General features: G+C 51.1%; 17 protein-coding genes and 1 tRNA gene. 5 read left to right on the top strand and 13 right to left on the bottom strand.

What is annotated here, in order from left to right; translation table 11 throughout:
* Positions 1–120: 120 nt before the first annotated feature.
* The gene (locus DHN43_RS06220) at positions 121–525 is read right to left on the bottom strand and encodes an NUDIX domain-containing protein (RefSeq protein ID WP_108818416.1); all 405 of its coding nucleotides are present in this window, start codon (positions 523–525) and stop codon (positions 121–123) included.
* A 526-nt stretch (positions 526–1051) separates the two neighbouring features.
* Between DHN43_RS06220 and DHN43_RS06215 the strand changes: the two genes are divergently transcribed.
* Positions 1052–1987 (top strand): metallophosphoesterase family protein, encoded by a 936-nt coding sequence (locus DHN43_RS06215; protein WP_108818086.1) that lies wholly within the window; start codon positions 1052–1054, stop codon positions 1985–1987.
* Positions 1988–2066: 79 nt separating this feature from the next.
* On the opposite strand, the gene DHN43_RS06210 is transcribed toward DHN43_RS06215, so the two are convergent.
* The 11 genes from DHN43_RS06210 to DHN43_RS06160 form a co-directional block, all read right to left on the bottom strand.
* Positions 2067–2696 carry a hypothetical protein gene (locus tag DHN43_RS06210; protein ID WP_063290061.1) on the bottom strand — a complete coding sequence of 210 codons (630 nt, stop codon included), beginning with the start codon at positions 2694–2696 and terminating at the stop codon, positions 2067–2069.
* Between the two features lie 311 nt (positions 2697–3007).
* Positions 3008–3616 (bottom strand): GNAT family N-acetyltransferase, encoded by a 609-nt coding sequence (locus tag DHN43_RS06205; RefSeq protein WP_108818085.1) that lies wholly within the window; start codon positions 3614–3616, stop codon positions 3008–3010.
* A 94-nt stretch (positions 3617–3710) separates the two neighbouring features.
* Positions 3711–5885 (bottom strand): flagellar biosynthesis protein FlhA, encoded by a 2175-nt coding sequence (gene flhA / locus DHN43_RS06200; protein ID WP_057463628.1) that lies wholly within the window; start codon positions 5883–5885, stop codon positions 3711–3713.
* Between the two features lie 19 nt (positions 5886–5904).
* Positions 5905–7278 (bottom strand): sigma-54-dependent transcriptional regulator FlbD, encoded by a 1374-nt coding sequence (gene flbD, locus DHN43_RS06195; RefSeq protein ID WP_108818084.1) that lies wholly within the window; start codon positions 7276–7278, stop codon positions 5905–5907.
* A 31-nt stretch (positions 7279–7309) separates the two neighbouring features.
* Complete coding sequence (fliN, locus tag DHN43_RS06190; RefSeq protein WP_093518315.1) at positions 7310–7648, bottom strand: flagellar motor switch protein FliN; 339 nt, start codon at positions 7646–7648, stop codon at positions 7310–7312.
* Between the two features lie 60 nt (positions 7649–7708).
* Positions 7709–8389 carry a FliH/SctL family protein gene (locus tag DHN43_RS06185; RefSeq protein ID WP_108818083.1) on the bottom strand — a complete coding sequence of 227 codons (681 nt, stop codon included), beginning with the start codon at positions 8387–8389 and terminating at the stop codon, positions 7709–7711.
* 36 nt (positions 8390–8425) lie between these two features.
* Positions 8426–9490, bottom strand: coding sequence for a flagellar motor switch protein FliG (locus DHN43_RS06180; protein WP_057463631.1), 1065 nt, complete (start codon positions 9488–9490; stop codon positions 8426–8428).
* A gap of 1 nt (position 9491) precedes the next feature.
* A complete protein-coding gene (fliF, locus tag DHN43_RS06175) occupies positions 9492–11138 on the bottom strand; it encodes a flagellar basal-body MS-ring/collar protein FliF (protein WP_082596906.1) in 1647 nt (548 codons plus the stop codon).
* Positions 11139–11544: 406 nt separating this feature from the next.
* Positions 11545–11823, bottom strand: coding sequence for a CtrA inhibitor SciP (sciP, locus tag DHN43_RS06170; RefSeq protein WP_054784903.1), 279 nt, complete (start codon positions 11821–11823; stop codon positions 11545–11547).
* A gap of 125 nt (positions 11824–11948) precedes the next feature.
* Positions 11949–12605: a flagellar hook assembly protein FlgD gene (locus tag DHN43_RS06165; protein ID WP_063290066.1), complete on the bottom strand. Its 657-nt coding sequence runs from the start codon at positions 12603–12605 to the stop codon at positions 11949–11951.
* A gap of 23 nt (positions 12606–12628) precedes the next feature.
* Positions 12629–14971, bottom strand: coding sequence for a flagellar hook-length control protein FliK (locus tag DHN43_RS06160; RefSeq protein WP_108818082.1), 2343 nt, complete (start codon positions 14969–14971; stop codon positions 12629–12631).
* Positions 14972–15426: 455 nt separating this feature from the next.
* On the opposite strand from DHN43_RS06160, the gene mnmA reads away from it, so the two are divergent.
* From mnmA to DHN43_RS06140, 4 genes are all read left to right on the top strand, one after another.
* Complete coding sequence (gene mnmA, locus DHN43_RS06155) at positions 15427–16629, top strand: tRNA 2-thiouridine(34) synthase MnmA (RefSeq protein WP_108818081.1); 1203 nt, start codon at positions 15427–15429, stop codon at positions 16627–16629.
* A 364-nt stretch (positions 16630–16993) separates the two neighbouring features.
* Positions 16994–17070: transfer RNA gene (locus tag DHN43_RS06150), tRNA-Met, on the top strand.
* A gap of 236 nt (positions 17071–17306) precedes the next feature.
* Positions 17307–20861, top strand: a complete 3555-nt coding sequence (locus DHN43_RS06145; RefSeq protein WP_108818080.1) for a protein kinase domain-containing protein — start codon at positions 17307–17309, stop codon at positions 20859–20861.
* A 42-nt stretch (positions 20862–20903) separates the two neighbouring features.
* Positions 20904–21794 (top strand): SDR family oxidoreductase, encoded by an 891-nt coding sequence (locus tag DHN43_RS06140; RefSeq protein WP_108818079.1) that lies wholly within the window; start codon positions 20904–20906, stop codon positions 21792–21794.
* Here the strand turns inward: DHN43_RS06140 and DHN43_RS06135 are convergent.
* Positions 21764–23125, bottom strand: coding sequence for a TfuA-like protein (locus DHN43_RS06135; RefSeq protein ID WP_108818078.1), 1362 nt, complete (start codon positions 23123–23125; stop codon positions 21764–21766). The genes DHN43_RS06140 and DHN43_RS06135 overlap by 31 nt on opposite strands.
* Between the last annotated feature and the right edge of the window lie 2 nt (positions 23126–23127).

The raw sequence follows: 23127 nt of genomic DNA, 5'->3' as shown, positions 1-23127 counted from the left end.
ACGAAATATAATTTCTCCTGACTAACTAACACGCAAATTTTCTGTCGTAAAGCACAAAACTAAGTGCAGATGCGTATTCGTTAGTTGTAGGCCACCTGCACGTAGGCCCTTGAAAAACAACTACCAATAGGGATCAGGCTCAGCTTCGCCCGCAATTTCCTGCAGACGACGCAGCGTCGCCGGGCTCACATCATCAGGTAGGGCATCCAACGCAAACAGCTGTAAATCTGAGATTTCCAGAGTCGGTCTTTTCCAGTCCGGATCTTGCTCAGTCAAGCTCACCTTAAAGAGGCCGACATGGTCCCGGCCTGTTCCTCCGCGGTTAAGATGCATGGAAAGCAACGCCACATCCGGTCCGCATCCATACCCCGTTTCTTCTGCCAACTCCCTGCGAGCGGCCTCCGCCATCGTCTCCCCGGAATCAACACCGCCACCAGGAAAGTACCAGCCCGGCAAATATTGATGACGTACGAGAAGGACTCGGTTTTCAGCATCAAATGCCGCAACGCGCGCACCCATCGTCATTCCACGACTCAAAAGAGCCGCTGATTGCACCAGAATATTGATAATTCGCGTCTTAAAGCTTGCCACGTCTGGCCTCACAATCAATATAACCCTTTGATACAACAGAATTATATTCTGAAATATCATTCATGCAAAAAGTGCATACCACCCTTGCAAAACTAACACTACACAACCCACAGGATAGGCGTAGAAAGAGATCAAAGAATAAGCATACGCCCAAAAATTAATCAGGGCGGCCCCATCACCTACTTATAATAGACACCCAATCCGCGTTTCCCAAATCGCAGGAGTAACACGTCATGCTTACTAAAGTTCTCGCTCGTTTCCGTCGCACAAAACGCTTCCATTGGGCACCAGCAGTCAATTCTGCAAACACCCACGACACTGCTGTTTTGCGTCCGTCTTCTTGCCTTTAAGGCAAATTGGAAGTCAGCATTGCCGATCTGTTAAAGGCGCTTGAGGGTAATTCTCAGAATTAAGGAAAACTCCTTGACCTCAGGCGCAATGCAGCGATGATGCGCAGGCTATGTTTAAGCTTGTACACATATCTGACCCACATCTGGGTCCATTGCCGGACGTTCAGCCAGTCCAGTTGGTCTCGAAGCGTATTCTTGGCTACATAAATTGGCGGCGCAACCGCGCCCATGCAATGACCAATTCTTATCTTGATGCACTGATACGCGATATTCACGCGCAGCAGCCGGATCATATCGCGCTTTGCGGAGACCTGGTCAACATTGCACTGCCCAAAGAGGTTGCTGGAGCCAAAGACTGGCTCGCAACCGTGGGCTCTCCCGAGACTTTATCCCTGACACCAGGCAATCACGATGCCTATGTCCCAGGCGCTTTAAAGCAAGCCTACGGCGCTTGGCGTCCATACATGCAAAGCGATCCGGGCTTGGGGCTGACACCGCCTCTGGGAACTGATCCGCACTTCCCATTTGCCCGCAGGCGAGGCAGCGTCACGATTGTTGGCCTCTCCACTGCAAAAGCAACGGGCCCTTTCATGGCCACAGGCCACATCAGCAGCAACCAGCTGCGCGAGCTGGCAGACCAGTTGCGACGCGCAAAAGAGCGCGGTGATTTCCGCGTTGTCATGCTGCATCACCCGCCTGTGCGCAACGCGACAGCCTGGTACAAGCGCCTGGTAGGCTCCAGCCGCTTTCGCAACATCATTGCAGAACATGGCGCGGAGTTGGTTCTGCATGGTCACACCCATCGGGCGACCCGTATGGAAATCAACGGGCCGGAAGGTCCGGTGCCTGTGATTTGCGTTCCATCCGCATCAAATGGCCTGAGTGGCCATAAGCCACCTGCTCGCTACAATCTCTTTACCATTGAAAAAGATGGCGACGGTTGGTCATGCATCATGGAAGAACGCGGTTTCACAACCGCAGAAGAAGGCGTGCATCACATCGCACAGCATGATCTGTCCATACCCAGCTTAAGGCAAGCAGCGTAAAGCCTGTACCTAAGATGTGGGGCTAGTTTTCAGATTAAAAGACAGAGAGGCATACTGATGCCTCTCACAAAGACAGCGCTTAACCCGCAAAAGGGTTCGCATAAAGCGCCAGCGCCACAAGACCCGCCGCCCCGATAACAGTTCCCAGCAAAAGCCCGCAGATCAGAATGAAAAAGTCACGCGCCTTATTGCGCTTGGCCGCAACAGCTCTGCCTGCGTTTTCTTGTTTAAGCTGATCCAGCCTCTTACCAGTTGGAACATCCTGCTGGCGAATGCGATTGAGCATCCAGTCTGCTTCCAGCGCACGTTCCTTTTCAATAATCCGCTCGGCAATATATTCGGTAATGCAGTCCGCCATATCGTCAATATCAGCGGTTTCAAGCAACACCATCCGGCCCAGACGGGTCTCCTTCACAAAGCGGTAAGAATGGCGATCACGCCCCATCAACACATGGCTGGTCATGTCGATCCATAGGCGTGGCTGGGTACCGGGAACGATCTGGAAGGCAAACTGGTCGTCGTCTTCAGGAACTTCCTTGAACACATCAATCAGCTCTTCGCTGAGCAGTTCAAGGCGTGCTTTCTCGCTCTCCTGAAGGCTCACAACAACGTCTGTCCGTTCCATCTCCGCAACACGCACTTTGCGAATACTATCTCTCAGTGACCGCACCTTCTCATGAGGCACAACGTTGTCATGTAGCTCTGACATGGCAGCTCCCGAATATTCGGTTGAACACACCCCGTTTCAACCGCCCCCAACCTACGTACAACCAATCGATTTGCGTGCAGCCCTCACACATCTTCCACGATTAATCAAAGGTACATGGTAAAAGGAAACTAACACATCCTAGATAAAACTCTAATGAAACCTCATTAACTGTCCCGTTTTGGGGCACTTTTCCAACACCAACCCTGAGAGGTTTCTGCCGCACAACCCCAAGGTTAGGTGAGAACACCAATGCAAGCATATGGGTGTCTATCAAGCGAACCGAAAGGTCCAGCTCATCAACCTGCTCTGCCCTATGGCAAAAAAGGAATGTGAGGAGCGCAGGATCGATCAAGAATTTCATTCAGACGCGGATCATCAGCAACCTCAATGGACCGCTTGAAGGGCTTAAAGCCACTACGCAGATAAAATTGCAGTGCCTGTGGGCTATCCCCTGTGCATGTGTGTAACCAGAAGCGCTTCACTTCAGGACGAGAGAAAGCCTTGCTGATCGCATGGTTCATCAGCCAGCGGCCAGCACCACCGCCAACAGCGTCTGGTACAAGCCCGAAATAGCTCAGTGTAACTTCATCTTCCTTGGCAACATCCAACTCAAGCATTCCCACAGGCTCACCGTTCTTCATAGCCCAGTAAAACTCATTGGTCGGCTTGCTCAGCGTCGCCTCCAGTTCAGCGTCATTCATCACCAAACGACCAAACCAAAGCCACGGCTCACCCACACGTTTAAAGAGGGCTCTATACTCGACAATATCGATCTTGCCAGCCCGTTCCAGCGTGAGGTCAGGACGATCAATCGGTTTGAGAGCAGGCTTCTCCAACATCTCCAGATGCGTCACCACAGTCGCGACTTTGCCTTCTGGCAGGTCTGTGTATCCATCAAGATCCAGTTGAATATGCGCCATACCACTCTCTCAAATTAGGAAGAAACAATGCACTCTGGGTAGCGGGAAGAAGAAAAGGCTGCAAGTGTTCCAATCTCACGAAACACTTGAGATCCTATATGGTTGCCACTGTTTTCAGTCGCGCTCGCGGGTGAACTTCGTTTTGGCTCATAACAAACGTATGCGCTCTGAAACGCTCAACAATGGAACGCACGAATGGCCGCGATTGAGCTGAGCACAACAGCACAGGAACTTCACCCTGATTGGCCGCCGCATCATAAGCATCACGAACCAAACCAACGAACTCCTGCAGCTTGGAAGGTGCCATCGCTAGCTGGCGATCATCCCCATCCCCGATAATGCTTTCAAGGAATGCAGACTCCCAAACAGGGCTCAGGCTGATCAAAGGCAGATACCCACCGGGCGCTTGATTGGCAGAGCAGATCTGGCGCGCCAGACGTGTCCGCACATGCTCAGCAATGGCATTCGGGTTCCGCGTTGAACCAATCGCCTCCGCAATCCCTTCCAGAATTGTTCCCAAATCACGGATGGAAATGCGCTCTTCCAGCAGCGCTTGCAGCACACGCTGAATTCCAGAGATGGAAATCTGGGTCGGAACAATATCTTCCACCAGCTTGGACTGCTCTTCATCCAGCTTCTTCAACAGAACTTGAACATCTGCGTAAGTGAGCAGCTCGGAGATATGAGACTTGATGGTCTCTGTCAGGTGCGTAGAGATAACCGTTGCAGGATCAACCACCGTATAGCCAAGCAGATTGGCCTCTTCGCGATACTGCGCTTCCACCCAGGTCGCAGGCAAACCAAAGGTTGGCTCTGTGGTATGCGTCCCCGGCAGGCGAACCTGCCCACCAGCAGGGTCCATCACCATAAACTGGTTCGGGAACAGAGAGCCGCCGCCAGCATCCACTTCCTTCACCTTGATCATGTAATCATTCGCGCCAAGCTGAATGTTATCAAGGATACGCACTGACGGCATGATCACGCCCATATCAGAGGCAATCTGACGACGCAGCGCTTTGATCTGCTCGGTAACCTGATCTGTTTCCTGCTTATTACGCCCATTGATGATTGGCAGCAGCGCATAGCCAAGCTCAATCCGCAGCACATCCATTTTCAAGCTGTCGGAAATCGGCGCTTCCTGCGGCTCATCCGGCACTTCAGCTTCAACTTTTGCAGCCACTTCCACTGCTTTTTCGCGAGCATGCTTCTTACTTGCCTGCCGCGCCAGATAACCAGCAGCACCCGCCAATGCCAGGAACGGCAACATCGGCATGCCCGGCAGGAACGACAGCACGACCATCACAAACGCAGACATGCCAAGCGCTTTTGGGTAGCCAGTAAACTGCCGGACAAGGGCCTTATCGGCCGCACCCTCAACGCCTGCTTTAGAAACAAGAATACCCGCAGCGGTGGAAACGATCAGCGCGGGGATCTGAGAGACCAGACCATCACCAATCGTCAGCAGCGTATAGTTTTCGGCAGCTTGAGCGAACGTCAGGTTCTGCTGCATCACACCAATAACGATACCGCCAATCACGTTGATGAACGTGATCATCAGACCGGCAACAGCATCACCACGCACAAACTTAGAGGCACCATCCATAGAGCCGAAGAAGGTGGATTCAGATTCCAGCTCTTTACGACGGGTCCGTGCAGTCTCCTCATCAATCAGGCCAGCACCCAGATCCGCGTCAATCGCCATCTGCTTACCGGGCATTGCATCCAGCGTAAAGCGGGCAGAAACCTCAGCAATACGGCCAGAACCCTTTGTAATAACGATGAAGTTCACAATCACAAGGATTGCAAAGACGATAATCCCGATCACGAAATTACCGCCCATCACAAAGCTACCGAACGCTGCAATCACATTGCCGGCTGCGTCAGCTCCTTCATGTCCGTGTGCCAAAATCAGTCGCGTCGACGCCATATTCAACGACAGTCGCAACATGGTCGCAATCAGCAACACAGTCGGAAAAGCAGAGAACTCCAGAGGTTTTTGAATAAAAAGGCCCACCATCAGGATCATCACGGAAAAGATGATCGAAATCGCGAGGAACATATCCAGAAGCATCGCAGGCATCGGAACAATGAGCATCACAAGGATGACCATCACACCTGCAGCAAGCCCAAGGTCGCCTTGTTTTATGGCGCCCCAAAGGTCTTGGAAAAAGGCTGAACCACCAGCTGCACCTAGTCCGGGCACGCGAGCAGCAGAAGGAGCGCTGTCGCTTCCTCCTTGAGCCGCTTTTGTATTTGTCTCTTCAGACATCGCCGCGCCCTATCCGTTCTTATGCGTCTGCAGTGCCAGCGCGTGCTTCGCCTGGCCCTGGAACCTCAACACCCTCTTTGGTGTAAAGGTTCAACTTGTTGCGAAGCGTGCGGATCGAAATGCCAAGGATCTTTGCAGCATGCGTACGGTTCCCCAGACAATGATCCAGCGTATCCAAAATGAGATCACGCTCCACATCAGCAACAGTACGCCCGACCATATCGCGCGAGACAGCTTCAGCTGCATGGGCCGCCCGGGCAGCTGTTTGCTGTCCAGCCCCCATGGCAATTGGAGATCCATCCGGCATGCGAATAGCGTCTGCATCAATCTCGCTACCAGAGGAAAGAAGAACAGCGCGGTGCATGGTGTTTTCCAGCTCGCGTACATTTCCTTTCCATTGGTTGGCCAACAGAAGCTGTCGGCCCTCCTGAGAAACCGGCAGTGCCTTGGTACCATTCGCCTTGGCATAAATTTCAATGAAGTGGCTTGCCAGCTCCAGAATGTCAGCAGGACGTGCCCGAAGCGCTGGCAGCTTCAGGTTCACCACGTTCAGGCGGTACAGCAAATCCTCGCGGAAGCCACCATTGCGCACTTCCTCAGCCAAATCACGGTTGGACGTCGCGATGATGCGAATATCGACCGGTACCGGACGACTGCCTCCAACACGGTCAATCACCCGCTCTTGAATAGCCCGCAACAACTTGGCTTGCAGCCGAACATCCATTTCGGAGATTTCGTCAAGCATCAAGGTGCCGCCATTGGCTTCCTCAAACTTGCCAACACGGCGCGCAACAGCACCGGTAAAGGCACCTTTCTCATGACCAAAAAGCTCGGATTCAAGAAGATGCTCAGGAATTGCAGCACAGTTGATGGAGATAAACGCCTTATCAGCACGACTGGACTTGCTGTGCAGGAAGCGGGAAATCACTTCCTTACCAGACCCGGACTCGCCCGTAATCAGAACAGATGCATCAGATGGAGCCACCTGCTCCGCCAGCTTGATCACACTCGCCATTGCCGCGTCGCGATAGATCAGGTCTTCGCGCTCTTCCGTAACAGCCGCCAGCACAGCAGCAATCAGCTCTGGATCTGGAGGCAGCGGAATGTATTCCTTTGCTCCAGCCCGAATGGCAGACACAGCCGCGCGCGCATCCGTTCCCAACCCGCACGCAACGAGTGGCACATGGATACGCTCGCGTTCTGTCAGTTCCACCAGCTGACCGATATCTTCATTGACATCAACCATCAGAAGATCCGCACCCTGACCAGAACGCAAGACTTTCATGGCCTCAGGAACGCCAGGCGCATGGGTAACAGATGCCCCCCGCTCCATCGCGATCTTGGTTGCGGTCGTCAGCTGACCGCCAAGGGTCCCAACGATCAAGAGCCGCATGTCAGTTCCTTTCCAGTACGCCCCATGACAATCACTTATCCGCCTTGATGATTTCAGTCATGGTGACACCAAGCTTATCTTCCACGAGCACAACTTCTCCGCGCGCGATCAGCCTGTTATTCACGTAAACGTCGATGGCCTCGCCCACCTTCCGGTCGAGTTCCATGACGATCCCGGTATCCAAATGCAAAAGGTCGGAAACCTTCATCTTTGTATGCCCAAGCACAGCAGCCAGTTGGACCGGAACATCAAAAACAGCTTCCAAATCCTCAGCTGCCTTAACGCCGCCTGCACCTTCTTCATCCAGGCCACCAGCGCGCTGGGTACTCTGGTGTTGGTCCAGCACCATTCCCTGTTCATCACTGCTCATAATCAACCTTTCTGATCCCGCACCAGCCATAGCCAGCACGGTCATAGGCAAAAACTAAAATCACGCTGCTCGATTGGCCCGCTCGCGGGCGTCGAAATGGGATTTTATGACTTGTTCAATATGCTCAACCGTCTTGCGACGATCACGAATAATTCCACCATCCGGCCATTCAATCCGGCAATCACCACGTGACATGCTCTCTGACTTCACAACATGCACTTTGCCCTCAAAGCTGCTGTTCAGAACCAGACCGTCAACCATGTCTTCCAGCGCATGCGTATCTTCTGTCGGCACCTCAATCAAAATCTGAGGGATCTTGCGCAGAGGAGCCAAACATTCGGCAAGCAATGCCACAACTTCAGCAAGCGGCTCACGCGCAATAAGGTGACTGCAAAGACGGCGCGCAATCAGAAAACACATAGAGACCAGGTTCTGCTCTTGAGCACGGATCTGGCTTTCAAGATCACCCAAAGCAACTTCAAGTCGCTCCCGCAACACCACCAGTTCTTCCTGTGCACTCAGCTTCTGCTGCTCAGCAATGGCCTGCCGGGCCTGCATCTCACCACGAACAAACGCGGCCTCTTCTGCAGCTTTTAAAAGCTGCTTATGCTCAGCAACTGTAATAGTAGGCTCCAGCGGAGGGACGTCTTCGACTGTTGCTGCGGCCTCAGCCTCATCGATCGATTTAGTATCAAACAAAAAGCGTCGCCGCACAGCACCTTGAGGCATCACAGTAACCATCAGCGAGCCTCCAGTGATCGCGAAGAAAAGGAACGATTAGTAGACAAACTCTTCCTCTCCTTTCTTCTTGTTAATGCTGATTTCACCAGTGGCTGCCAAATCTTTCGCCTTCAGTACAAGTGAGCTTTGCGCCTCATCTACATCGTGCAATCGAACTGGTCCCATACCTTCCATGTCCTCCTGAAGCATCTTTGCTGCACGCGATGACATGTTCGCCGTAAAGAACACAACAGCAGTTTCAGAAGCTCCTTTGAGAGCCATGGCCAGCTGATCCTTCTCAACATTGCGAAGCAAGGTCTGACAGGCAGCGGAATCTAGTTTCAACAAGTCCTCGAAGGTGAACATCAAATTGCGGATACGCTCTGCAGACTCGCGGCTATCTTCTTCCAGTGCTGCCAAAAAGCGGCCTTCGGTCTGCCTGTCGAAATTATTGAAGATGTCGGCCATCATCTCGTGGCTATCACGACGGCTGGTCTGAGACAGGTTCGACATGAACTCGACCCGCAATGTCTGCTCAACCTTCTCCAGAATATCCTTCTGAATAGACTCCATGCGCAACATGCGGTTCACCACATCCAGCGCCAGCTCTTCATTCAGCAGCGCAAGAACGCGAGCCGCATGATCACTTTGGATTTTGGAAAGAACCACTGCAATGGTCTGGGGATACTCATTCTTCAGATAGTTTGCCAGAACGTTTTCAGGAACGTTGGAAAGCTTCTCCCACATGTTCCGACCTGCAGGACCTCGAATTTCCTCCATAATGATCGCAACACGATCAGTTGGCAGGAAAGAGTTCAGCAGGCGCTCTGTAACATCCACGTTTCCGTTCAACGCACCACGGGTGGAAAGCCGCTTCAGGAAGTCAACAAACAGCTCTTCAAGCATGGTCGGCGTAACAGGACCCAAGCTCGCCATTGCGCTGGAAACCTGACGCACTTCAATTTCATCCAACCCGGCCCAGATAGCCTTCCCATACTCCTGCCCAAGCGCCAAGAGCAGAACGGCTGCGCGCTCTGCTCCCCCAAGCTCTCGTTCAGCTATTCCGGATGAGACTGATAAGGCTTGCGCTGTCGATTCCTGCGGCTGTATCTCCTCACTCATCCTACGCTGCCTCGTTCAACCAACCGCGAACGATATTGACCGCTTCGCTTGGAGAATCTTCAATCAACTCACTTATTTGCTGAATTGAGCTTTGATGGAGAGCTGCCTGCATTTTGGCATCTTCAATCCATTCTGCTGTTGGCATTTCAGAAGGAACCTCCTCCATTTCACCAACAACACCTCCAATTTGCGCAGGACCTTCTGCGACCAATGTGCCATCTGGCAACATCTGAACACCACCTTCTGCCGCCGCAGCTCTCTCTTCTTCTTTAGCAAGAATACGCTTCATCAGCGGAGAGACTGCGAAGATCAACAGCAAGATGGTGATCACAAACAGAACACCCAGCTCAGCAAATTTCATGATGTCAGCGCGTGTAAAGTCGAACAGTCCACCTTCGCTATCACCAAAGTCCTGAAGAGGAGCCTCAACAAAGCGCATGTTGACCACTTCAACATTGTCACCGCGATGTTTGTTAAAACCAACAGCAGTTCGAACCAGAGTAGCAATTTGCTCCAGCTCATCTTTACTGCGCGGCTGATAGGTCTGCGTTCCATCCTCGCTGGTTGTGTAGGTACCATCAACCAGAACCGCTACAGATAACCGTTCCAGACCACCTGCTTCATAGATCTCCGTCACTGTACTCTTAGAGATCTCGTAGTTCAGGATTTCCTCGGAAACATTCGAGGCATCCTTGGACCCGGTTGCACTGCCAGCTGCGTCTGCATTTGGCAGCTGGTTGCCGACAGAAACCGTCTCCTCACCATTCGTGGAAGATGCATTCTCCTCTTTACTCTGAGAAGAACGCAACACCTGCCCATCAGGATCATACAGCTCCTGTGTCTCGGTTTTGCGGTTATAGTTGATTTCTGCAGCAACCCGAACACGAGCGCGACCGGTTCCAACGACGTTATTGAGGATCTCTTCAACCTGTTGCCGCAGGCGAGCCTCCATTGTCGAACGTCGTTCATCCAGCGAAGAGCCACCAGCAAGCCCTTCTTTATCGCCGGTTCCGCTGGCAAGCAAAGTGCCGCGCTCATCAACGATAGAGACGTAGGAAGGTTCCAGTCCTTCAACTGCTGTTGCAACGAGATGCTGAATGGCACGGATCTGCCCACCAGACAAAGAACCCTGCACCTTAATTGCAATCGAAGCTGTCGGCGGTTCCCGATCACGCTGGAACAACTGCTTTTCAGGGATCACCAGATGAACACGCGCAGAAGAAATCCGGCCAATGCTGCGAATGGTTCTGGAAAGTTCCCCTTCAAGAGCTCTGAGGCGGTTCAAGTTCTGCACAAAACTGGTTGCACCAAGCGTATCTGTCTTGTCGAAGATTTCATAACCAACACCACCGCCAGATGGCAGGCCAGCTTCTGCCATTGTCATGCGCAGGCGATGAACGTTCTCCTGAGGGACAAGAACACTACGTCCGTTGACACCCAACTCATAAGATACACCTTGAGATTCAACCTGGCTAACAATCGCTGCAGCATCTTCAAGAGTAAGGTCCGTGAAGAGCGGCACCATCTGCGGTGCTGTCGCACGAACAATGATGAAACCGAACAGACCGATCAACGTAACAGCCATCGCCCCCATCGCTGCCAGTCGCGCGGGCCCAAGTCCTTTCAAGAAGTCAAGGATTCCACTCACAGTTGCCGCCCCGTACGTTCAAATCGCTCATTCAAAATGTACCAGCAATACTCTCAACACCTTGGAAATCGGTGTGAATTGCCCCTGATTTGCTGGTAGGTAAAAATTGCCCGCCTTAGAGTTAACAAAAGGTTAATAAAACCCTAATAATCGGTAAACGGGAAATCTACCCACAAAGAAGCATTGTGGAATATCGCAGGAAAGGCCTTTGACTAGGCTTTTGAAGAGTCGAATGAATCTTGAGCGGCCTGTTCGGCAGATTTTGCCGAAGCAGTTAAGACATCATGGTTAATCTGTAAAATTGTACAAAATGTGGCTTCCACATACAAAAAGGCCGGCTGAGACAGCCGGCCTTTTCAGAACCTCAAACCTGTTTGGGTATTACACCCTTTTTGCCTGAAGCTTACTAGTTGCTGCGATAGTCCTGAACGCGTGTAGCGCGCAAGCCGGCTAAACCGTGTCGGTCAATCGAGTTCTGCCAAGACAGAAACTCTTCAACCGTCAAAGTATACCGGTTACATGCTTCATCCAGAGACAACAAGCCTCCACGCACAGCCGCAACCACTTCAGCTTTTCTCCTGATAACCCACCGCTTAGTAGAGGTAGGAGGAAGATCCGCTATCGTCAGAGGGCTCCCATCGGGGCCGATGACGTACTTTACTCGTGAACGTATATGTTCGGTCATTCTACTCTCACACAAACCATGACCAAGCTGAGGATGAGAATAGAACAAGGCGCTTAAAATTTGGCTAAGCCCCCATCAATGTTTTGGTAAGATTCATAACCGGGGATCTTAGTGGATATTAACTACTACAGAATTCCATTGACTCCAGTGACCTCACCCACGGGAATTTTAAGATCCCCCATGTGCAGAATAATGTCGCCAGTGCTGAAGTCCACGGCGTCCACTTTCCCTTTCACTTCGGTCTGAACAGCGAAAGGCTCGCCATTGGCATCCTGGGTAATAATATCAATGGAATAGGCCCCATCACCAGCTTTTGTGCCGTTTGTCGCCACACCATCCCATTCAAAGGTGTTGTCACCTATTTTCAGATCAATCTCTTCCTGATAGACCTCAGCACCCTCACTATTTTTAACAGTGATGGTCGCCTTGCCTGCAGAAACGGCATCAAGATTCCAAGAAGCTTTGTCATCCTTGAGCTGCGCAGTCGCACTCTGAGCAGTCACTTCCTTACCGATATAGTTTACAAACTGACTCGCACTTTGCGTTTTGAGCTGTGTCAGCTGCTCCTCTAATTTCTCAGTAGTTGCAACCTGTTGCTCAACCATCGTGTATTGAACCAGCTGATTCGTATATTCAGCCGAATCGAGAGGCTCTAACGGATCCTGGTTTTGCACCTGCGTGGTCAGCAATGAAATAAACAGATCAAAGTTTGCATTGATGCTGTTCTGGGTGCTTGCGCCAGAGGAGTTTGCATTCGGTGTCAGTGCATTAATTGTAGTCATTGTCTATTTCCTCATGCGCGGCATCAAACCGAGATATCCAGTCCACCAGCGCGGGCAGCACTATTTAAATTATTGTGTGCGAGATAATTTTCTTCTGGCAACTCAGCGCCTTCTGACGCTCGATCCAGCTGCCCGACATTTGCCTGTCGGTTCTCTTGCTGATCTGAAGTCTGCGAGCCACGCCCTCCAAGTGAGAACTGAAGAGAGCTCTTATCGCTTTCGATCCCAGCTTCCTGAAGAGCCTTCTCCAACCCGCGTTGATCTCGCTGCAGAAGTTCAAGAGTTTCAGGCCTCTCAACAATCAGATGCGCCCGTACGCGGCCATCCTTGCTAAATTCCAGAGAAACATCGACCCCACCCAACTCTTTTGGGTCAAGCCGGATTTCAAAACGATCAACGCCGCCACTTGCCTGCCGGGCAATCTCAGGCCACACAGCATTCGCAACATTCCTCAGCGTAGAGGTTGGCAGAGAGCCCATTGAACGGAATGCAGTATCAGAACGTGCAGCAGTACTGGAGATTGCTTCAGAACTTTCCCAATCAAGCTCAGCTTCAGATCCATCCAACGGACCAGCAGCAAGCCCCCAACCGATTGCCGTTGTTGAAGCAACCTGCTCATTTGCCTGTGACACCTTCACCTGAATACTGACAGAGGGCGTAGTACTTTTCTTGTCAGCGGATACTGCCTGCTCTGTAGGCTTGTTCAGTGCATTGGTAAGCTCATCAGCCTCCGGAGCATCACTAACCTCCGTAACGGCTTCAGTGCTCGCTGTCGCTTGCGCAGCTCCACCAGCAGTTTTGTCTTTCCCAACCAACGGGGTCGCTGCAGTCGTCACAGCACCAGTCCGGCTCACCTGTTCCGCAGAACGGACACCCGCTTCATTCTCTTGAACAGAGGATACATCAACAGCCTTTTGTACCTGCGAAGCTTGGCCAATCTTTTCTGAAGGCACATCCGGCTTGGAAGTCACATTCGGGAAAATGATGTCACCATCACCTTCAACAGATGCGGTCTGCACCGCACGCTGTTGATTGCCGACAAAGCTTGAACCAGCCCGATCAGTCTGCCGGACAAGCACAGGCTTTTCTAAGGAAGCGTCTGCCTCACCTTCAACGGCAGCAACAAGAACATCCCCGCGAGTAGACTGAACACCTCCCTTACCCTCAGCAGATTGCGGCTGAACAGGTTCGGATTGAACTTTGACACTCTTCACGTCTTGCGCTGTTGCTAGCTCACTGACCTGACGACCAACAACAGGTTGCGATGATCGAATATCCGCTTCACCCGCAGCACGATCGGGTGCAGCGGTCTTTTCGGCAGGAGCGCTGACTGAATTAGCAACAGTGTCAACATTACCGCTATCTGAGGTCGTGACAGCACCATTACCAACGGCATTGGCGACTTGCTCTACCTTAGCCCCATTGCTCGCTGGCTGAACTTGCGGAGAAGCTGCAGAATTCAGGGATTTCTCAGACACCCCTGATGAACGTGCAATCAGCTCGGGAGAAACCTTAGCCACTTGATCTGAAACCGGGAGCTCCAGCGCATTTAACTGAGGCTCAGTTGAACCACCTTGCTTAACAACAGCACCCTGCTGCTCGGACGTCACGCGCTGTTGCGTATCTGAAGCATTACGAGCGTTGCCTTTAGATTCCTGTACGGTTCCAGCGACGTCTGTCTCTTGAGCAACAGCTCCAATCTGAGCCGTTACCTGTCCATCATCCGCCTGCGGCAAGATCTGCCCACCACGCTCAGCTTTCTGTAAAGCACCAAGATTTTCAACAGCACTCTCTACTGTTTTGGAAGAGATGGCCTCGCCCTCACCCACAATAGGAGAAGCGCTTTGAACATTAGCGACCGCCTGAGCAACTTTCGCTTCGCCTGCTTTCTCCGCTAAGGCTGGCTGACTGCCTGCCTCCTGGACATTTTGTGGCAAAGCAACAAAAGGCGCTTTCGCTTTCCCTTCGCCGCCATTGAGAAGAAGCGCTTCATCATTAGTTGTCGCAACTGCAACCAATCCCGGAACCACACCTGACACTGGTACTGGCACCTGGGAAACAGTGGACAGCGGCAGTTCACCAGCCAAACCAGCAACTGCACTCTCCCCATTTTCATCCTTGATGAGACTTGGGCTCAAAACCGAAAGATCGCCGCCAGTCGTTAAAGCTCCAGAATAGAGGTCCACCGTAGTCGCTGCGGCCCCATCTCCCTCAGAAGCTTTGGCGAGCAGACCGGAGAAAGTATCGGCATTTTGACCGAGCACACTCTCACCAAGCAGCGCATTACCACCTTGCCCTACAACGTGGCCTAAAGGCGTTTGCGGCTGAACAGGACCGGTTAAACTCAGCAAAGCAGATTGCGACATATATTCCTCAAACTACGCAGCACACACCATCAGCAACGATGGTCAAGACATCTTGCGCGCAGATATGCAATTAGCGGGCCAACCAAAAAATCAAAAATATATAAGAACTTTCAAATAGATAAACTCAAATCAACATTTCAAAGAATAGGCCACAAGATCACTTATTGCCCCCGCCTCGGCAACAAATGCCCAGCAAGTAAAAACATCAATCAAAAAGATTGGCCTTCCGTCGAGTTTTAGGTATATTCCCGCCAACTAGCACGCTCGAAGCGTACGCATGCGAAGCGTTTAAAAGAGAGCCCGCGTTTAGCCATCGCCAGAGCGCAGCAAGCACTAAGCAAGCAAAAGAAACTAATCTGCGCTTCAGACTTCAATGTCTCCCAGGATTGAAATCTGCTCGTGATGTTATAGATACGGCTCTCACTTAAACGCGCCTACAGGATGAGGTAATTGGAATGCTAAACAGTCTTGGCCTGCCCGGCCGCCCAGAAGACACACGGGTGGTTGTTGCCATGTCAGGCGGCGTTGATTCATCGGTTGTTGCCGGAATGATGAAACGCGAAGGCTATGATGTGGTCGGCGTCACTCTACAGCTCTACGATCATGGCGAAGCAATCCAACGCAAGGGCGCTTGCTGTGCCGGGCAAGACATCCACGATGCCCGCCGTGTCGCAGAAAAACTCGACATTCCGCATTACGTTCTGGATTATGAATCCCGCTTTAAAGAGCAGGTCATCGAACGCTTCGCGGACAGCTATATCAATGGCGAAACACCTATTCCATGCGTAACATGTAACCAGACCGTCAAGTTCAAAGACCTACTGGAAACGGCAAAGGATTTGGGCGCTGATGTTCTGGTCACAGGCCACTATGTCCGCACAGGCATGGAAGGCAATCAACTTGCCATGTTCCGTCCCGTCGATCTGGACCGTGACCAAAGCTACTTCCTATTCGCAACAACGCAGGAACAGCTAGATTTCTTACGCTTCCCATTAGGTGGCATGACCAAACCAGAAGTCCGCGAACTTGCACATGAGTTTGGACTGGCAATTGCTGACAAGCATGACAGTCAGGACATCTGCTTTGTGCCAGAAGGCCGCTACACAGACGTTATTGCCAAGCTTCGCCCACACGCGGCAGAACCGGGTGATATCGTGCATGTAGATGGCCGCGTTCTTGGCCGACACAACGGCATCATCCATTATACCATTGGTCAGCGCCGCGGTATCGGAGTTGCAACTGGTGACCCTCTCTATGTTGTTCATCTGGATGCAGATGGACGACGCGTGATTGTCGGTCCGCAAGAAGCGTTAGCAACCCACAACCTGCTGCTGCGTGAAGTAAACTGGATTGGCCCAGGTACGCTGGACGATCTGCCGGAAGACGGCATCACTGTTTATGCAAAGGTGCGCTCTACTCGCCCACCGACAGAAGCAATTTTGCGCAAGAGTGGCGAAAATGTTTTTGTCGAGCTGGTAGCAGGCGAATTTGGCGTAGCCCCAGGACAGGCTTGCGTCTTCTTCGACAAAGACGGTCAGGAAGCGCGTGTTCTCGGCGGTGGTTGGATTCAGCGTGCCGAGAAGCAAGAAGGCGCAGAAGCAGCCCTCAAAGCACTGCTCGGAAAAGGCTGGGAAGCAGCAGGCTTTCCTGCAGGCTAAAGCATTGCCAAACTGACCGAATTATTCAAAACGCCCCGCCTGATCTGATCATCACCGGGGCGTTTTATTTTGAGCTCTCAAGCCTGTGCCTTGCACAGTTTCAATACGACATCACTCCACAAATCCTAAAAAAGCCACTCCGGAATTTCCAACTTGGCAAAAAATGAGATTTTCTTGTTCCTGACAACTGCAACTGGCAGTTATTGCTCAACGAAATTGGCATTAACCCTAGGTTTTCATGGAGTTTTTCACAAGAGATCATATTTCCACAAAACTTACCCAAGAACGCTTGACGCCACCCCTCTGGGGCCTTATACACCCCTTCACAGCGCGGCGGTCAACACCGCAACATAGCGCACCGGATGGCGGGGTAGCTCAGTTGGTTAGAGCAGCGGAATCATAATCCGCGTGTCGGGGGTTCAAGTCCCTCCCTCGCTACCATCTCTCTTCAAACGAAGATCAAGACGAGAAGCTACAACTACCTCAAGATATGATTTGACAAACAGCTTCTTCACTTGTGCTCTCTCCATGTACACTTATCGACCTTGTTTTATCGCCATAACGTGCAATCAGCATGCTATTTTACCGGCCAAATTCAAACATTGATTAAAATATCACATCGATAAAGCCAGATAATATTGATATATTACATCTGAACCTCAGCAATAGATACTCAGATGAATCAAAAAAACAATCAATTAGGCCCTTACAGAATAATCAAGCAGATAGGGCAAGGCAGTAACGGGGTTGTTTTTACTGGTGAAAATACAGCCACCGGCAAACATGTCGCCATCAAAATGGCCACTAAGCGCGACGCATCCAAGCTAAACCAACTCCGTCGCGAGATAAGGTCTCTCGCAAAGCTTAAGCATCCTGGAGTTATTCAGATTCTCGACCATGGCATCTCTGATGGCCTCCCATGGCATGCTATGGAAGTAATTGACGCACCTACGCTTGCCAACACGATTGACAAAATCTGGTCAGACCACCGATCAGCGGCTTCCACCTCCACTACCCAGGAGTGGTTCGCAGCAGAATACAGCCCCGAGACAACTATCTCCGGTTTTGATGACATTAATCTAGACGAAAACATCACGTACCCTGACCACAACGTCCTACCGGATCATCACAATATTGCAGCTTCCGGCCAACTCGAAGATGCCCTTACGCTTGTCTACGGCATTTGTGAGGTTCTTGCCTATGTACATGGCTTGGGAATTATTCACCGCGATCTAAAGCCCAGCAACGTCTTCATCCTTAAAAGCAAGTTTCCCATACTGGCTGACTTTGGCCTTGTCACTGAGGTACGTGGCTCAGTCGGTCGAGAGGTCATTGAAAGCGCCCAAGTCATCAGCGGATCCCCTCATTTTATGGCACCAGAGCAAATTCGAAACGAAACTCTCGATGCTCGCTGCGACTTATACAGTCTTGGATGTATTTTATATGAGCTAGTGACCGGATTGAAACCCTTCAACGGCTCGCAAACTCAGGTGTTTCGCGGTCATCTCGAACGCCTTCCGATCAATCCATCTGATCTTGTTCATGGTGTTCCCAAAACACTAGATGACATGATCATGTCGCTCCTATCAAAAACCGCGGACCAACGCATCGGCTACGCAGAAACTGTTTTGCAGTCGATTGAAGCACTCGGCGTAAAGCGGCCAAAGTGGCCAGTAGCGACTCTTTCAGCAAAGCCGTATCTTTATCGCGCGTCCTTTATTGAAAACTTCAAGATACAGGCAAATATAGAAAGTCATCTGAGCAACGCCAAAGATGGAATAGGGCAGATCCATATTGTCTTCGGTGAAAGCGGACTGGGTAAAACACGCCTCGTCTCAGAGATTGCCAGTAAGGCTAAGAAGTCAGGAATGTCGGTTGTCAGTTGCGAGTGCGCTTCTCAAGTAAGAGACAGCACTCAAACTAAGCCAGTCAGCCAACCACTCCAACCTTTCTTACGATTGTTGGATCAGATCGCTGACACTTGCATCGAAGGGGGAAAGGAGAACTTTGAAATACTAATAGGGAAACATGCCGCAGTATTATCTCAATACTCGACCAGCATAAAATCTCTCCCTTGGGCGAAGCACCTTCCTACTTCGCCAAAGCTCGAACCAGAGCAAACGCTCATACGACTATTCGAAGCCTTGCGTAGTGTCCTGACCGCTTATTCTCAAACTTGCCCTTTGCTGATGATCCTTGATGACCTGCAATGGGCCGACGAATTAACCCTGGCATTTCTAAAACACCTTGCTGAAGAAGGCATGGACGGCATCTCCGGACTTTTGCTTGGAACTATGAGATCCGAAGAGCGAACCAAAGAGATCAATGCTATTTTGCCTTTTGACGATGTCAGTGATGTCTCCTTGGAAAGAATGGGTACCCATGACATTGAAAAATTAGCTAGCGGCATGCTGGCGATAAACCGGCTTCCTGATGCATTCGCAGAATTCCTTTTAGAGCGTAGCAATGGCAACCCGTTCTTCATTGCTGAGTATCTTCGTACAGCAGTGGCAGAACAGGTGCTCCGGCGGGACCAATCTGGCAAGTGGGCCTTCGCGCACAAAGCACTATCCGATACAACCCGCTTTGAAAAACTCCCACTGCCGAGTTCATTGAGTGAGTTGATCACCCTCCGCATTGGCCAGCTTAACCCAGACGCACGCCGTTCAGTTGACTGCGCCGCACTCATTGGCCGTCAGTTCGAAATAGACCTCATCGCCTCTGTTAAAAAGCTGAACGAAGAGACGATCGGCCATGTGATTGACGAGTTGGTTGAACGCCAAATCTTAGAAGCCGACGAAAAAGATGGCTTCCGCTTCCTTCACGATAAAATCCGGGAGGTAGCAGAAGCCCAACTTTCCGCTCACCGTCGCCGCGAACTGCATGAGAGAATAGCGACTGAACTGGACAAAGTAAGTGCGAGTGAAAAAGGATCCGATAATATCGACGCGCGCCTAGGATATCATTGGGCCTGTGCAGGCGTTCCCGGTCGAGCAGCCCGACATTTGCAACTTGCAGCAGATCACACTCATCGCCACCACGCAAATGATGAAGCTATCAAACTCTATCAAACCGCCCTGTCGGAAATCCAGAAGGCCCGCACCCTTGAACCAGAACGCAAAGAGGACTGGTCTAGGGAAAGCATATCAGTTAACGAAACTCTGGCAGGCCTGTATTCGCTCAAACGAAACCATGACCTCGCCCGTAGTGCATTGAAAAGCGCTCTGGACCAAAAGCCAACCAACCTGATCACGCAGGCCCGCCTGTACAGACTGAGGGCCAAAACCTATGAAGCGGAACATAGGCATGAAGAGGCGCTGACAGCTCTGGATGAAGCCGCGCGCGTCTTGATAACAGATAAGCGCACGCTGACTGCAACACGTGAGGAATACATAGAAATCAAGGTTGCTCGCTTGTGGACACATTACTGGGCCGCAAATTATCACAAAATGGACCAAGAATTTTCTGAGACACAAACTTTAATCGAGCACAGCGGCAACCCCGACCATCACTACAAACTGTACCTTTCGCTTATATACAGAAATCTGCGCCGCGATCGCTACAGAGTCAACGAAGCAACAGTTGAGTTAGGGCAACAGCTGTTGAGATCGGCCATTGAAACAGGAAGGCACATAGAGATTTCCGTCGCACAATTTGAGCTTGGATTTCTTCTATTATTTGCCGGAAGGCTTGAAGAGGCGAAGTCAGCTCTACTGAAGGCTCTGGAGATGACAAAGCAAATCGGCGATACCAGCGGCCAAGTTCGCACGCTTTGCTACCATGTCATACTATTAAGAAGACTGGGAGACCTAACTGCAACCGAGATTGCAGCGCTGGAGCTACTGGAGGCAGCAAAAAAAGCTCAGATGATGGATTACGTTGGTGTCGCGCATGCATCATTGGGATGGGTGATGCTCAAGCAAGGAAACGTTGCTTCAGCAAAAACAGAAACCCAAAAAGCAATAAAGGTTTGGTCGGCCCTCCCCTTTGAATATGCAATGAAATGGACAGCCATACTAACTGATCTGAAGATCGCTTCTGAAGCAGGCGACCTAGAAGCGCTGAACAACTGCGCGCAAACTTTAAGACATGAAGTTCAGCTGAGACTCCCCGATCAGGTAGACTTTCCGTTGGAGGGCATAATCACGAGCTTCTCCACAAAGGATTATCGCAAAGTAATGAGCTGCGCAAAAGAAGCATTGCTTCAAGCCGAAACCAGAGGATTCTTGTAATATACATAGTTAGAATCACGTAATCATTTTGAGGGAAATAAAATGATCCTTGTTGTTGGAGCAACCGGTGTGCTCGGCTCTAAAGTCTGTAAAGAACTACGAGCCAAAGGGCACCAGGTAAGAGCAATAGTGCGAAGTAGCAGCAGCCAAGAGAGCGTCGAAAAGCTTAAAAATCTTGGTGCTGAAGTTGTTCACGCAGACCTTAAAGACCCCACAACAATTCAAACTGCCTGCCAAGGCGTGAATGCAGTTGTCTCTACAGCGACATCTGTTTCAAGGCCCGTTGAAGGTGACAGCTTTGAGAGCGTTGACCTGAAAGGACAGTTGGATTTGGTCACGCTCGCGAAAGAGAACGATGTAAAGCATTTTGTATACCTATCATTCCCCCAGTTTGGTCGAACATTCCCGCTCCAGACTGCAAAACGGGCGGTCGAAGATGCCCTGCGAAGTGGTGAGATGGATTATACCATCTTGCAAGCGCCTCATTTTCAGGAGTCCTGGCTGGCAGCGCCAACCGGTATCAATCCTGAAACAAATGCAATACTTACTTTTGGCGGCGGTAAAGGCGCAATTTCCTGGATCTCGATAGATGATGTGTGTGTGGCCGTCAGAGCCACTTTGGAAACACCTGAGGCTCGGAACCGCACCTTGAAAATCGGCGGTGCCGAAGCGCTCAGTCAGGAAGAGATCATCTTACGCTGCGAACAGCTCGCTGGCAGACCATTGCAGCGCGAAGACATGCCAAAAACACAGCTGGAAGCAATGTCCTCATCTGGCGACCCAATGATGCAAACATTTTCCGGTTTGATGAGTGTGTGTGTTGAGGGCGGCTGTATCGTTGACAATGAAGAAGCTGAAAAAACATTGGGCTTCCGCCCACGACCACTCAATGACTATCTAGCTCAGCTGGTAGCCTCACTCACAACGACTTGATGCGCTGTAGACAACGCAGTCTCATGCAAATAGTCCATGACAAGGGTCTGGAGAAACGCCTTTCGGCTCTTCAGGCCCAATCCAGCGATGTGACTATCTATATGAACAGGAACGGGAGTCTTCAATCGCTCGGTAAAGTGCCAGCTTAAGAGCTGTTCCTCAGTGGGGTTGTCGTCGTTTAGAAAAAAACCTTCCAGAACGTCAGATGGGACCAACGTCTTCTTGCTTTCAACCTTCTGGACAAGAGAGCCATATTTCCCGGCAGCGCGCAGCACATCTGGAAGTGCTTTGCGAATATCAGCATCCAAACCATCTCTGATGGTTTCGATACGTTGCTCACGCTTAATCAAAGAAATCAGGTCTTCAGAGCTGAGTTCCTGCTCATGCAGCCAGTCCTGAATTTCCGATCCCTCAACAAGATTACGCCTCACAAAGAAGGAGTGGAGCTTTAGCTGAAATTTCTCTGGCTGCTCCTGTAAAGCAACTCGATCCGCTTCCTTCAGCGAAAGAGCTCGTGCAATCGCACCATCGACAATCTGAGCATACAGCTTTGGATCAAGACGCAACTCATCCAGCAGATCATCAATATTCACTGGGTCTTCTGAAGGGGCGATCTGCCGGATTAACTTTTCCCATGTGTCCGTATGCGCAAAAGCAAACGACACCTTCTTTGGCTCTAAAGCCCCCGCTTGCTGCGAAGCCATGGTTTTGAGCATCTCCAAGGCATCATCACGCTTAACATCCACCTGCTCAGCTAAAAGCCAGCCTCGAAATGTCTCGATTTCATCGCAATCTGCCTGGCCTTCTATAGAGGACAACAGACGTTTGTAAGAACGCTCAGGAAAGTGAGAGGATTTTGCGGTTGCCTCACAGAACTCTCGAAGCTCTTTGCAAATGACATGCTGGCTCTCCGCCCGATCCAGCGTTGCACGGATGTTGACCATAGCCTCAGACAGTTTTGGATACCCCAACTCTGCCGGCCCATGAGCAATGGCAACCTCATCATCATCTTCAAGCCGCCCCTCATGATAGGCCTGAAACACCTTGCCGACGCCAGTCATCCCAAAGGTAGCTAACTCAGCAGCTCGCAATGCGCCCATACTCGCAGCCCCATAAACATGAACGCCTCGCGACATAGCCCATAGGATTTCCTTGTGCCAAACAGAAGGAACTTGCTCGAAATACCCGTCGATTATTCCGATCATACGGGCACCATCTTCAACAGCACGATAAACATCACCTTGCGAAATAGGCGGAAGATAAGTCGCATCCAAGACGGCCTGGGCATCAGATAGAGCAAGGCTTGGGCCAAGAAAAACAAAAACAGACATAG

It is taken from the genome of Pseudovibrio sp. Alg231-02, assembly GCF_900143565.1.
Lineage (GTDB): Bacteria > Pseudomonadota > Alphaproteobacteria > Rhizobiales > Stappiaceae > Pseudovibrio.
The sequence above is the reverse complement of the archived record's forward strand: the minus strand, read 5'-3'. Positions and strand labels throughout refer to the sequence as shown.

Bases quoted from the DNA above. Each gene is read 5' to 3' on its own strand.
- DHN43_RS06220 (WP_108818416.1), bottom strand. From the start codon at position 525: ATGACGATGGGTGCGCGCGTTGCGGCATTTGATGCTGAAAACCGAGTC.
- DHN43_RS06215 (WP_108818086.1), top strand. From the start codon at position 1,052: ATGTTTAAGCTTGTACACATATCTGACCCACATCTGGGTCCATTGCCG.
- DHN43_RS06210 (WP_063290061.1), bottom strand. From the start codon at position 2,696: ATGTCAGAGCTACATGACAACGTTGTGCCTCATGAGAAGGTGCGGTCA.
- DHN43_RS06205 (WP_108818085.1), bottom strand. From the start codon at position 3,616: ATGGCGCATATTCAACTGGATCTTGATGGATACACAGACCTGCCAGAA.
- flhA (WP_057463628.1), bottom strand. From the start codon at position 5,885: ATGTCTGAAGAGACAAATACAAAAGCGGCTCAAGGAGGAAGCGACAGC.
- flbD (WP_108818084.1), bottom strand. From the start codon at position 7,278: ATGCGGCTCTTGATCGTTGGGACCCTTGGCGGTCAGCTGACGACCGCA.
- fliN (WP_093518315.1), bottom strand. From the start codon at position 7,648: ATGAGCAGTGATGAACAGGGAATGGTGCTGGACCAACACCAGAGTACC.
- DHN43_RS06185 (WP_108818083.1), bottom strand. From the start codon at position 8,389: ATGGTTACTGTGATGCCTCAAGGTGCTGTGCGGCGACGCTTTTTGTTT.
- DHN43_RS06180 (WP_057463631.1), bottom strand. From the start codon at position 9,490: ATGAGTGAGGAGATACAGCCGCAGGAATCGACAGCGCAAGCCTTATCA.
- sciP (WP_054784903.1), bottom strand. From the start codon at position 11,823: ATGACCGAACATATACGTTCACGAGTAAAGTACGTCATCGGCCCCGAT.
- DHN43_RS06165 (WP_063290066.1), bottom strand. From the start codon at position 12,605: ATGACTACAATTAATGCACTGACACCGAATGCAAACTCCTCTGGCGCA.
- DHN43_RS06160 (WP_108818082.1), bottom strand. From the start codon at position 14,971: ATGTCGCAATCTGCTTTGCTGAGTTTAACCGGTCCTGTTCAGCCGCAA.
- mnmA (WP_108818081.1), top strand. From the start codon at position 15,427: ATGCTAAACAGTCTTGGCCTGCCCGGCCGCCCAGAAGACACACGGGTG.
- DHN43_RS06145 (WP_108818080.1), top strand. From the start codon at position 17,307: ATGAATCAAAAAAACAATCAATTAGGCCCTTACAGAATAATCAAGCAG.
- DHN43_RS06140 (WP_108818079.1), top strand. From the start codon at position 20,904: ATGATCCTTGTTGTTGGAGCAACCGGTGTGCTCGGCTCTAAAGTCTGT.
- DHN43_RS06135 (WP_108818078.1), bottom strand. From the start codon at position 23,125: ATGTCTGTTTTTGTTTTTCTTGGCCCAAGCCTTGCTCTATCTGATGCC.